The organism is Arthrobacter sp. JZ12 (assembly GCF_035189165.1).
Classification (GTDB): Bacteria; Actinomycetota; Actinomycetes; order Actinomycetales; family Micrococcaceae; genus Arthrobacter_D.
This window is the reverse complement of record NZ_CP045246.1, coordinates 1589974-1602154: the sequence shown is the minus strand read 5'-3', so window position 1 is coordinate 1602154 and position 12181 is coordinate 1589974. Positions and strand designations below refer to the sequence as shown.

The following is a 12181-nucleotide window of genomic DNA, read 5'->3' as shown; positions in this document are numbered from 1 at the left end:
TGTGACGAATACAACATTGACTATCTTATGCACCGACGAGCCTTTCCCGCCGTGCGGCGGGAAAGGTTACGCCGAATGCAGTGGGTTACGACAGGGTGATGAGCCCCGAAGCGTGGGTGCGGGCGGCCTCGAAACGGCGGGAGACATCAGCCCAGTTGACGATATTCCAGAACGCCTTGACGTAGTCTGCCTTCACGTTCACGTAGTCCAGGTAGAAGGCGTGCTCCCACATGTCGAGCATGAGCAGCGGCGTGGTTCCGACCGCGACGTTGCCCTGCTGGTCGTAAAGCTGCTCGATGACCAGGTTTCCGCCGACCGGCTCCCAGGCCAGGAATGCCCAGCCCGAACCCTGGAGGCTGATCGCTGCGGCGCTGAAGTGGTTGCGGAAGGCGTCAAAGGAGCCGAAAGCGTCGTCGATCGCTGCAGCGAGCTCACCCTCGGGCTTGTCACCGCCTTCCGGAGAGAGGTTGTTCCAGAAGACCGAGTGGTTGACGTGGCCGCCGGTGTGGAAGGCAAGGTCCTTGGACAGCTTGGGGATGTTGGTGAAGTCCCCCTTCTCACGAGCTTCGGCGAGCTGCGCCAGGGCATCGTTGGCGCCCTTGACGTAGGTCGCGTGGTGCTTGCTGTGGTGCAGCTCCATGATTCGGGCCGAAATGTGCGGCTCAAGCGCTGCGTAGTCGTAATTGAGGTCAGGCAGTACGTATTCGCTCACGAAATCCTCCAGATCCTGTGTTTCGGTTCCGGGCGGACGCCCGGCTGTTCCGGTTTTCCAAGCGCGGCCCCGCCACCCTGAAAGGGCAGCAGGCCATGAGCTTCCATCCTATGCACGGAATCAGTCATCAAGCATGTCGGCCGTAACGCTGTCCTCGGTTCCGGGGATTCCCAGTTCCACCGCCCGTTTGTCCGCCATCGCCAGCAGACGCCGGATGCGCCCCGCTATGGCGTCCTTGGTCATCGGCGGGTCGGCGATGCGGCCCAGTTCGTCGAGGCTGGCCTGCTTGTGGGCGACACGGAGCTCCCCCGCGTACTTCAGGTGGTCGGGCACCTCATCGCCCAGAATCTCCAGCGCCCGCTCAACCCGCGCACCGGCGGCCACAGCAGCCTGCGCCGAGCGCCGGAGGTTGGCATCGTCGAAGTTGGCCAGCCTGTTGGCGGTGGCGCGGACCTCCTTGCGCATCCGCCGCTCTTCCCAGACCATCAGTGCATCATGCGCGCCCATGCGGGTCAGGAGGGCCGCGATCGTGTCGCCGTCACGAATGACGACGCGGTCGACTCCGCGCACTTCCCTGGCCTTGGCGGTGATCCCCAGCCGGCGGGCCGCGCCCACCAGCGCAAGCGCGGACTCCGGACCCGGGCAGGTCACCTCCAGGGCGGAGGACCGGCCCGGTTCAGTCAGGGAGCCGTGGGCGAGGAATGCGCCGCGCCAGACGGCCTCGGCGTCGGCTGCGGACCCGTTGACGACGACGGAGGGCAACCCTCGCACTGGCCTCCCCCGATTGTCCAGGAGTCCGGTCTGCCGTGCGAGCGACTCTCCATCGCGGACTACGCGCACCACGTAGCGGTTGCCCCGCCGGAGGCCGTTGCCTGACACTACGATGATCTCGCTGTTGTGCCCGTAAACATCGGCGATGGCGCTGCGGAGGCGCCGTGCTGTTGAGGCAAGATCCACTTCCGCCTCGATCACGATCCGTCCCGAAATGATGTGCAGCCCTCCGGCGAACCGCAGAAGTGCGGAAACCTCAGCCTTGCGAACCGACGATTTCTTGACGTCGAGGTGTGAGAGTTCCTCTTTAACATCCGCGGTCAGCGCCACAGACACCCTCCTAGAATTCTCCGAACATGTCGTGGTAGGCCGTTGCCAGGCGCAGCGCGTCGTGCACAGCTCCGCCGGTTGAAGAGCCTACTTTACCGAAGATCGCCCTGCCGCCCATCTCGCCTACAGCTGCCTGGAACTCGCCTTCATCCGCGACGACGGAGGGATCCGCGATGACGGCATCAACCCGGAAGTCCGGTGCGTAGCGGCGGATGACGGACAGGTGGTCCACCGCGCTCATGCCCTGCGTTTCCTTGGTGTCATTGCTCAGGTTCATGGTCAGGCAGCGCCGGGCGGTGGTGTTGCACAGGGCGTTGCGAAGCTCCGGCAGCAACAGGTGCGGCAGGACGGAGGTGTACCAGGACCCGGGACCGAGAATGACCCAGTCTGCAAGCTCGATCGCGTTGAGCGCGTCAACGCAGGCGGGGGCATCCTCGGGTAGCAGCCGCACGGAGCTAACGTTTCCCGAGCTGCCGACCACCGCCAGCTGCGCCTGGCCCGATACCCTGCGCAGGCGCAGGCTGCCGTCCACCTCGGTGAGTACGTCCCCCTCGATCGTGAGTGGAACGCTCGCCATGGGCAGCACCCGGCCCCGCGCGCCGAGCAGGGCTCCTGCCCACTGAAGGCCTGCCACGGGGTCGCCAAGCAGTTCCCACAGGGTCACGATCAGGAGGTTGCCGAGAGCATGGTTGTCAAGGGATCCCTCGACACCCTCGCGTGAGGTGAAGCGGTGCTGCATGACATCGCGCCAGGTCCTGCCCCAGTCGGTGTCATCGCATAGGGCAGCCAGCGCCATCCGCAGGTCTCCGGGCGGAAGTACGCCCAGCTCATGCCGCAGGCGGCCGGAAGAACCGCCGTCGTCGGCTACGGTCACAACAGCGGTGAGCTCCGAGGTCAGCAGCCGCAGGGCAGAGAGTGAGGCTGAAAGGCCATGCCCGCCTCCCAGGGCGACCACGGAGGGAGCATTGTCCTGGGTTCCAAACTTGCTTCGCGCGGCGGAGCTCGCGGGAATCAGGGGCAGCGATCCCGTGAGTACGGCCACTATTCCCGCCCGAGGTCTCTGTGATGGGCGGTGACCTGCAGTCGCGGCAGTTGGGCGAGCCGCTGGGCGATTTCCTCGGTAACCGCGACCGAGCGGTGCTTGCCGCCGGTGCATCCGACGGCGATGGTCGCGTAGTGCTTGTTCTCGCGCCGGTAGCCCTCAAGCACCGGTTCGAGGGCCAGAACGAATCGGTCCACGAATTCACCGGCGCCGTTTGCCTGCAGCACGTAGTCCCGCACGGGTTCGTCCAGGCCGGTCTGCGGACGAAGCACCGGAACCCAGTGGGGATTGGGGATGAAGCGCACGTCGGCCACGAAGTTCGCATCCACAGGGAGCCCGTACTTGAACCCGAAGCTCATCACATTGAGCCGCAGGACGATCGGACCGGACTCGGAGAACAGTTCGGTGATGGTGGTGGCCAGAGCGTGCACGTTGAGCTGGGTGGTGTCGACCACCAGGTCGGAGGCGTGCTTGAGCTCCTTGAGGACCTCGCGTTCCGCGGCGATACCGTCGAGGATGCGGCCGTCAGCCTGAAGCGGGTGGGGACGCCGTCCCTGCTCGAAGCGCCGTACCAGCGTGTCGTCGGCGGCGTCGAGGAACAGCACCCGGTAGTTGATTCCGGCTGCCCTCAACGCATCAAGGGATCCCTGGATATCGCGGAAGAGCTCCTTGCTGCGGACGTCGACGACGACGGCGAGTTTGGGGATCGACTCCGGCGTGCGGGACACGATCTCCGTCAGGGTGCTCAGCATCTGCGGGGGCAGATTCTCGACCACGTACCAACCGTGGTCCTCAAGGGCGTTGGCAGCTGTACTGCGGCCGGCGCCCGACATCCCGGTCACCACGAGCAGTTCAGATTCGGCAGGTTTGACCGGCGTCAGACCGTCAGTCTCGTTCATGTGATTCGTTTCCATCCCACCGTTGCGCGCGAGCAAGGTCTGCACCGCCCCCGGCCGTGCATCCACGCTCTACCCTAACTAAGAATCGAGTATTTCGCCGGTTGCCATGTTGACCGCCGGAGCAGCCGCACGTTCGGCCTCATTCCCCTGCCCCTCCGCCAGTTGGCGGCGGATTGTGGCTGCGAGTGCCGGACCCACGCCCTGCACTTCCTGAAGCTGCTCGACGCTAGCCGCACGCAGCTTACGCACCGATCCGAAGTGTTTGAGCAGGGACCGCCGCTTCGCTGGACCGAGGCCGGGCACGTCGTCAAGCACCGAAACGGTCATGGACTTGCCACGCTTTTGCCGGTGGTAGGCAAGCGCAAACCGGTGCGCTTCGTCCCGGATCCGCTGAAGCAGGAACAGCCCCTCGGAGGCACGGGGCAGGATGACGGGGAAGTCGCCCTCCGGCAGCCAGACCTCCTCAAGCCGTTTGGCCAGCCCGATGACGAACACGTCGTCGATGCCGAGGTCACTGAGCGCCCGGGCGGCCGCACGCACCTGGGGCTGGCCGCCGTCGACCACGACAAGGTTCGGCGGGTAGGCGAACTTGGCGCGCGGTTTCTTCTCCTGCGCAGGTGCAGGTGAGGTACCGGCATCCGGTGACGGTTCGCCGTCGTCGCCGGGCAGGGAATCCAGGGGATTCTGCTCCGCGAGGTAGTTGCGGAACCGGCGGGAGATCACGTCGTACATCGAGGCGGTGTCGTCGCGCGCGGCCTCACCCGTGATTGAGAACCTGCGGTAGTCGGACTTCCGCGGCAAGCCGTCCTCCACCACCACCATCGAAGCCACGACGTTGGTGCCCTGCACATGGGAGATGTCGAAGCATTCAATCCGCATCAGCGGAACCGGCAGGTCGAGCGCCTCCTGCAGTTCCTGAAGCGCGGCCGACCGCGTGGTGATGTCTCCGGCCCTGCGACTCTTGTGCAGCCTCAACGAGTCGGCGGCGTTCTGGGCGACGGTGCCCAGCAGGGCCGCCTTGTCACCGCGCTGCGGCACCCGGATATCGACCTTAGCCCCGCGCAAGCCGCGCAGCCACTCCCGCATCTGTTCCTCGTTGCTCGGAATAGTAGGGACCAGTACTTCACGGGGTATCCGGTTGTTGCTGCTGCTTCCCTCGCCGTAGACCTGCTGGAGCAGGTGCTCCACCAGGTCGGCGGTGCTCATGTCCTCAACCTTCTCCACGACCCAGCCACGCTGGCCACGAATCCTGCCTCCGCGCACATGGAACACTTGGGCCGCCGCTTCGAGCTCATCCTCTGCCAGAGCGAACACATCAGCATCGGTGTCCTCGCTCAGGACCACCGCGTTCCGCTCGAACACCCGCCGGAGCGCGGCGATGTCGTCGCGGATTCGGGCCGCCGACTCATAGTCAAGCTCCGCCACGGCTGCGGACATCTTCTGCTCCAGCTCACGGATGAAGCGGTCCGCCTGACCGGACATGAAGTCGCAGAACTGGACCGCCAACTCCCGGTGGCCCTCGGGCGTGATCCGGCCCACGCACGGCGCGGAGCATTTGTCGATGTACCCCAGCAGGCAGGGCCGACCCGAACGCTCAGCGCGCTTGAACACGCCCGAGCTGCAGGTTCGCACCGGAAACACGCGCAGCAGCGTATCCACCGTTTCGCGGATGGCCTTCGCTGGATAGAAGGGCCCGAAGTACCGGGTGTCCTTGCGCCGGTCGCCGCGCATGACCTGGACCCGCGGATACTTCTCGCCAAGGGTCACGGCGAGGTAGGGATAAGACTTGTCATCCCGGAACATCACGTTGAACCGTGGATTGAACTCCTTGATCCAGGTGTACTCGAGCTGGAGCGCCTCGAGTTCGCTTCCGACGACGGTCCACTCCACGCTCGCGGCGGTGTGCACCATGGCACGGGTGCGCGGCATCAGTCCGCGTGGATTCGCGAAGTAGGAATTCAGGCGGGACCTAAGATTCTTCGCCTTGCCGACGTAGATGACGCGCCGGTGCTGGTCCCGGAAGCGGTAGACCCCTGGTTCCTGGGGGATCTCCCCTGTCTTCGGGCGGTATGTTGCTGGATCTGCCACCTATATATCCTACCGGCGGCTCGCCAGGCCCACTCGCCCGCATGGATTCGCCCGACGGCAAGGGGCCCGCCCTCGGGCTATTCCGTGGGGCCCTTGTTATAACCGGCTGCCCGTTTCTGTCCGGTCAGGGAAGCTATGGCGTCCATGATGGTGTCAGTCACCTGCCTCCGGGCTGGCAGCGAGTGGTCCGGTCCGGTGCGGTCGAAGTAGAGCGGCTCGCCGATTTTCATGGTGAAGTGCTGCGGTCTGATCCATCGGCTGCCGGCCGGCTGGAGGCGTTCTGTCCCGAGCAGCCCGACGGGAACTACCGGAGCCCCGGTGGTGAGCGCGAGCCAGCCGACGCCGGTTCGACCGCGATACAGCAGTCCGTCGCGGGAACGTGTCCCCTCCGGATAGATTCCGACGCCTTCTCCGGCCTCCAGCATGGCGAGCAGGGTCTTGAGCGCCTGCACACTGGCCGCCTGTTGGCCCCGCTGAACCGGAATGGAGCCGACTCCCTCGAAGAACGAGCGCATGAGACTGCCCCTCACACCTGATCCCGTGAAGTACTCGGCTTTGGCGAAGAAAGCCACCCGGCGCGGCATGAGCGCCTGCACAAGCACGCTGTCCAGGAAGGAGAGATGGTTGGGGGCGACGATGAACCCCCCTGTCTCGGGAACATTCTCCAGCCCGACGACAGTGGGCCGGCACAGCGTTGCAATCAGACCGCGCGTGCTGCTTCGGGTCAGGTCATAGACGCCCATGGGCAACCTCTCCCGCGCGGTGCTGCGCGTACTCGAGCACCCTCTCCACCAGTTCCTCGGCAGAATGTACGACGGCGGAGGGCCCGGCGGTGGAGAATTCCTCTTCGCTGCCGAAACCCCAGGAGACCGCGATGCAGTCCAGTCCGTTGGCCGCGGCTCCGTGCACGTCGTGGGATCGGTCCCCCACCATAACGGCGGCGTCGTAGGTGCCCGCGTGCTCTGCAAGGGCGGCCGCGATGATCGTTCGCTTCCCATCCAGCAGGGCCGCCGCCCGCTCATCCCGTGGTGCGCCGTGAACCGAGGCGAACAGTGGGGCCATCTGCTGCACGTCGAGAAGCTCACGGGCGAGCCACTCAGGCTTCTGGGTGGCGACGGCAACGATGTGGCCGTCCGCTTTGAGCCTTTGAACGGCGTCGACAATTCCCGGATAAGCGGTACTGTTCGCCATGCCGTGTTGCCTGTAGCCGGCGCGGTAGATGTCCACGACCTCGTCCACCCGCTCCAGCGGCACGCGCGCAATATCCACAAGTGAGCGCACCAGGGCGGGACCCACCATGCGTTGCAGATTTCCGGAGCTCGGAACGGGCAGCCTGAGTTCCTGTAGCGCCGAAGCAATGCCTCCGGTGATTGCGCCTTCCGGGTCGACCAGCGTTCCGTCCAGGTCGAACAGTATGAGCAGGCGCGTATTCTTCACCGAGCAAGTTTCCCACAGTCGCGGGAGCGACCGGAAACTCTATTCCCGTCAAGGAATATGCGCTAGCTCCCCAGGATCTCCGCGAGGAAGCGCCCGGTATGGCTGCCTTCGGTTGCGGCGATCTGCTCAGGGGTGCCGGTTGCGATAATCTCGCCGCCACCCGATCCCCCGTCCGGACCCAGGTCTATCACCCAGTCTGCACTCTTGATGACGTCGAGGTTGTGCTCGATGGTGATCACGGTATTGCCCTTGTCCACCAACCCCTGCAGCACCTGCAAAAGCTTGCGGATGTCTTCGAAGTGCAGTCCTGTGGTGGGCTCGTCCAGCACATAGATGCTTCGGCCGTTTGACCGCTTCTGAAGCTCACTGGCCAACTTCACCCGCTGCGCCTCACCGCCTGACAGTGTGGTAGCCGGCTGCCCCAGGCGTACATAGCCCAACCCGACATCCACCAGGGTGTTCAGGTGGCGGGCGATCGGCGTGAATGCCGCAAAGAACTCTGCTGCTTCCTCGATCGGCATGTCCAGCACATCCGCGATGGTCTTCCCCTTGTAATGGACCTCGAGCGTCTCCCTGTTGTAGCGCGCGCCGTGGCACACCTCGCACGGGACATAGACGTCTGGTAGGAAGTTCATCTCGATCTTGAGGGTGCCGTCCCCGGAGCATGCCTCGCAGCGGCCGCCCTTCACGTTGAAGGAGAACCTACCGGGCAGGTAGCCGCGAACCTTGGCCTCTGTTGTTTCTGCGAAGAGCTTCCGGATGTTGTCGAATACGCCGGTGTAGGTCGCGGGATTTGAACGCGGTGTGCGCCCGATCGGCCCCTGATCCACATGGATGACCTTGTCCAGGTGCTCGAGTCCGTCAATGCGGCGGTGCCGGCCCGCAACCTGCTTGGCACCATTGAGCTTGTTGGCCAGTACCTTGTACAAAATCTCATTAACCAGCGTGGACTTGCCCGAACCGCTCACGCCGGTCACCGCTGTGAGGACTCCGAGCGGGAAGGTAGCATCGACGCCCTTCAGATTGTGCTCGCGGGCGCCCACAACCTTCAGCTGACGGGAACGGTCAATCTTACGGCGCGTCTCAGGCGGGTCAATCCTGCGCCTGCCGGCGAGGTAGTCACCGGTGACCGACTGCTCGTTCTGCAGCAGGTCCTCGAGTGAGCCGGAGTGCACCACCTGCCCGCCGTGCTCGCCGGCGCCGGGTCCGATGTCGACGATCCAGTCGGCCTCATTGATGGTGTCCTCGTCGTGTTCGACAACGATCAGCGTGTTGCCCAGGTTGCGCAGACGGGTCAGCGTTTCGATGAGCCGGCGGTTGTCCCGCTGGTGCAGTCCGATCGACGGCTCATCGAGGACGTAGAGCACGCCGACCAGGCCCGAACCGATCTGCGTGGCCAGGCGGATGCGCTGGGCCTCGCCTCCGGACAACGTTCCCGCGGCACGCTCCAGGTTCAGGTATTCGAGCCCTACATCGAGAAGGAAGCGAAGCCGCGCCTGGATTTCCTTGAGAACCTGCGCAGCGATCTGCGCCTCCCGCCCCGTGAGCACGAGGTTGTCGAGAAACTCAGCGCACTCCCTCATCGGCATGGCCGACACTTCGGCAATGGAGCGCCCGTTGATCAAAACGGACAGGGACGCAGGATTCAGGCGCGCACCGCCGCACTCCGGGCAGGGCACCTGCCGCATGTATTCCTCGTACCGGTCACGCGCGTAGTCGGACTCCGTCTCAAGGTGCTTCCGGTGGATGTACTGGACCGCGCCCTCGAATCCAGTGCTGTACTTGCGCTCCCGGCCGAACCGGTTGCGGTACTGCACAACGACCTTGTGGTCCTTGCCGTACAGAGCGGCGTCCCGGGCATGGGCAGGAAGTTTGTTCCACGGCGTATCGATGGAAAAATCAAGTTCCTTCGAAAGCCCCTCGAGCAGCCGGGTCCAGTATTCGAGGGTGGCTGCGCCCAGCGCCCACGGAGCAATTGCGCCTTCACGAAGTGAGAGATCCGGGTTGGGCACCACCAGTTCCTCGTCCACCTCCAGCTTGGTGCCGATGCCGGTACAGGCCGGACAGGCACCGAACGGATTATTGAACGAGAAGGATCGCGGTTCGATTTCATCGATCGCCAGCGGGTGCTCGTTGGGGCACGCGAGGTTCTCGGAGAAAGCACGGATGCGGTGCGGGTCATCGGACTCGAGGTCCACAAAGTCCGCGAGGACGCGACCCTCCGCGAGCTTGAGCGCGGTTTCGATCGAATCCGTGAGCCGCTGGCGAACGCCTTCCTTGACGACGAGGCGATCCACCACGACCTCAATGGTGTGCTTGAACTGCTTGCCCAGCTTGGGCGGATCGGTGAGCTGGATCAGGTCGCCGTCAACGCGGGCGCGGGAGTATCCCTTCGCCGCAAGATCCTGGAACAGATCCGCAAACTCACCCTTGCGCCCGCGCACCACTGGGGCGAGCACCTGGAAGCGCGTTCCCGCGTCCAGTTCCATCAACTGGTCGACGATCTGCTGCGGAGTCTGCTTGGTGACTGCTTCACCACACACCGGACAGTGAGGGCGGCCTACGCGCGCCCACAGCAGGCGCATGTAGTCGTAGATCTCCGTGATTGTGCCGACCGTGGAGCGCGGATTCTTGCTGGTCGACTTCTGGTCGATCGACACCGCCGGAGACAAACCCTCGATGAAGTCGACATCCGGCTTGTCCACCTGACCGAGGAACTGGCGGGCATACGCCGACAGCGACTCCACGTAACGCCGCTGGCCCTCCGCGAAAATGGTGTCGAACGCCAGGGACGACTTGCCGGACCCGGAGAGTCCGGTGAAGACGATCATGGCGTCCCGGGGCAGGTCCAGGTCCACGTTGCGCAGGTTGTGCTCGCGTGCGCCCTTGACGATCAGACGGGACAGGTCGTGAGGCAGCTTGTCGGGATGGGAAACTGCGGAATCCACGGAAGTTGCTATAGACACCATTTCACTTTAGTGGAAGCGATGTTCGAAGACATATTCGAATGCCCCAAATCCCGGCGTGTCGGCGGTGATGTTCACCGACGGCGCAGAGCGGCGCGCAGATAGGAGACTGCCTCGTCCTCGGTCAGCCCGTTAGCTTTAATGAGCCGGGCGTATTCGGCTGCGCCTTCCGCAGCCTTGCGCCGTGCCTCATCGCCTGCTGCGGCGACCACCGTTCCGGCGCGTGAACGGGTCACAACGATGTGTGCCTGTTCGAGTTCCCGGTAGGCACGGGCGACGGTATTGACGGCAACGCCCAGATGGCCGGCAAGGGTGCGGACTGGCGGAAGCCGGGTACCGACCGGCAGCGACCCGTCATTTGCGGCGTCAAGGATCTGCACGCGCAACTGCTCATAGGGCGGTACTGAACTGTTCGGATCGATGCGCAGCCACGCCGTCACTTCAGAATTCACGGTGCGCGCTCCTGGACGTTGGTGGGGTGCTCACATTCTGCCACGCAGCTAGAGTGGCCACCATGCACGATCTGAAGGACCTGACCATCCGCAGCATCTCGGTCAGCGAGATGGACAACAACGTCTATCTGCTCACTGCAAAGTCCAGTGGAGCCCAGGTGCTCATTGACGCTGCCGATGACGCGGCGGCGATCCTTCGGCTTCTCGAGGACGGTGCCCAGGACGCGGCGTCCGAGGCGAAACTGGCCCTCATTATCACCACGCACGCGCACTGGGACCATGTGCGCGCGCTCGCCGAAGTCGTGCGGAAGACGGGAGCGCGCACAGCGGCCGGCAGAGACGATATCCCCGAGATCGCCGTACCGACGGATGTTCCCCTGGACCACGGAGACGTCGGTGAATTCGACGGATTCTCCCTGGAGGCCATAGCCCTGCGCGGGCATACGCCCGGGTCGGTAGCCCTTGCCTACCGGGACCCGCACGGTCCGGCTCACCTTTTCACCGGGGATTCCCTGTTCCCGGGTGGAGTGGGAAACACGGGGAAGGACCCCCAGCGCTTCGACTCGCTGTACCGGGACGTGGTGGAGCGCCTGTTCGACCGGTTCGACGATGACACCGTCGTGCACCCCGGACACGGCAAGCCGACAACGCTCGGCGCGGAGCGTCCCTTCCTCAGCGAGTGGCGTTCACGGGGTTGGTGACTTGACTCCGACCGCAAAGATGCGGCGGAAGGGAAAGTGCGTGGCGCCGTCGGCCTCTGCTGGATAAGCCAACCGCAGGTCGCGCGCATAAGCCTGCTCAAACTCCGCCGCGTCCTGCTCGGGCAAGGCGGCAAGCACGGGCCGCAGGCCGGTCCCGCGCACCCATTCCAGGACTGGATCCGCTCCGTGCAGCAGATGCAGGTAGGTGGTTTCCCACGCATCGGTTTCCAGCCCGGCCCCGCGCAGGAGCCGCAGGTATTCGTCCGGGCTCCCGACGGCGTCGTCATGGCGCAGCACTCCGCCAAGCCGGCCCCGCCACCTCTCCGAGTCAGCAAGCCCGCGCATCAGGGTGTGCGAGGGGGCCGAAAAGTTGCCGGGCACCTGTACGGCAAGCCAGGCTCCCTCTTCGAGCAGCGACGCCCACTGCACCAACAGCTCCTGGTGCCCCTGCACCCACTGCAGTACAGCGTTGGAAACAACGACGTCGGTGCCAGCCGCCGGGCGGAAGTCGCGGACATCGCCCACGGCGAAAGCAAGGTTGGGCGGCTGGTGCGGCCGCCTCCGGGCCGCATTGACCATTTCGGGCGAGGAGTCGATGCCGAGGACCTCGGCATCCGGCCACCGCTGCGCGAGGACAGCAGTGAGCTCTCCCGAACCGCAGCCGAGGTCCACCACCCTGCGTGGTGCGTGATGACCGATTCTCCCCACCAGGTCAAAGAAGGGGCGCGACCGGTGATCGGCGAATAGCTCGTATTGTGCGGGGTCCCAGCGCATGCTGCCCAC

At 64.8% G+C, this 12181-nt stretch carries 11 protein-coding genes; 1 reads left to right on the top strand and 10 read right to left on the bottom strand.

Annotation, left to right across the window (positions count from 1 at the left end; translation table 11 throughout):
* Positions 1-85: 85 nt before the first annotated feature.
* From GC088_RS07380 to GC088_RS07340, 9 genes are all read right to left on the bottom strand, one after another.
* Entirely contained in the window at positions 86-712 is a 627-nt protein-coding gene (locus GC088_RS07380; RefSeq protein WP_323961779.1) for a superoxide dismutase, read from the bottom strand.
* A gap of 120 nt (positions 713-832) precedes the next feature.
* Positions 833-1813 (bottom strand): DNA-binding protein WhiA, encoded by a 981-nt coding sequence (gene whiA / locus GC088_RS07375; protein ID WP_323961777.1) that lies wholly within the window; start codon positions 1811-1813, stop codon positions 833-835.
* Positions 1814-1823: 10 nt separating this feature from the next.
* Complete coding sequence (locus GC088_RS07370) at positions 1824-2855, bottom strand: gluconeogenesis factor YvcK family protein (protein ID WP_323961775.1); 1032 nt, start codon at positions 2853-2855, stop codon at positions 1824-1826.
* Positions 2855-3754: an RNase adapter RapZ gene (rapZ, locus tag GC088_RS07365; protein ID WP_323961773.1), complete on the bottom strand. Its 900-nt coding sequence runs from the start codon at positions 3752-3754 to the stop codon at positions 2855-2857. The genes GC088_RS07370 and rapZ overlap by 1 nt, the downstream gene beginning before the upstream one ends.
* A gap of 78 nt (positions 3755-3832) precedes the next feature.
* On the bottom strand, positions 3833-5842 hold the full coding sequence (gene uvrC / locus GC088_RS07360) for an excinuclease ABC subunit UvrC (RefSeq protein ID WP_323961771.1): 2010 nt from the start codon (positions 5840-5842) through the stop codon (positions 3833-3835).
* Between the two features lie 77 nt (positions 5843-5919).
* Entirely contained in the window at positions 5920-6585 is a 666-nt protein-coding gene (locus GC088_RS07355) for a lysophospholipid acyltransferase family protein (RefSeq protein ID WP_323961769.1), read from the bottom strand.
* The gene (locus GC088_RS07350) at positions 6572-7279 is read right to left on the bottom strand and encodes an HAD hydrolase-like protein (protein WP_323961767.1); all 708 of its coding nucleotides are present in this window, start codon (positions 7277-7279) and stop codon (positions 6572-6574) included. Before GC088_RS07350 ends, GC088_RS07355 begins: the two co-directional genes overlap by 14 nt.
* A gap of 62 nt (positions 7280-7341) precedes the next feature.
* Complete coding sequence (uvrA, locus tag GC088_RS07345; protein ID WP_323961765.1) at positions 7342-10248, bottom strand: excinuclease ABC subunit UvrA; 2907 nt, start codon at positions 10246-10248, stop codon at positions 7342-7344.
* Positions 10249-10319: 71 nt separating this feature from the next.
* Positions 10320-10697, bottom strand: coding sequence for a GntR family transcriptional regulator (locus tag GC088_RS07340; protein ID WP_323961763.1), 378 nt, complete (start codon positions 10695-10697; stop codon positions 10320-10322).
* Between the two features lie 62 nt (positions 10698-10759).
* Between GC088_RS07340 and GC088_RS07335 the strand changes: the two genes are divergently transcribed.
* Entirely contained in the window at positions 10760-11398 is a 639-nt protein-coding gene (locus GC088_RS07335) for an MBL fold metallo-hydrolase (protein WP_323961759.1), read from the top strand.
* Here GC088_RS07335 and GC088_RS07330 read toward each other — a convergent pair.
* Complete coding sequence (locus GC088_RS07330; RefSeq protein ID WP_323961758.1) at positions 11384-12172, bottom strand: trans-aconitate 2-methyltransferase; 789 nt, start codon at positions 12170-12172, stop codon at positions 11384-11386. The two genes, GC088_RS07335 and GC088_RS07330, sit on opposite strands and share 15 nt — an antisense overlap.
* Positions 12173-12181 lie beyond the last annotated feature (9 nt).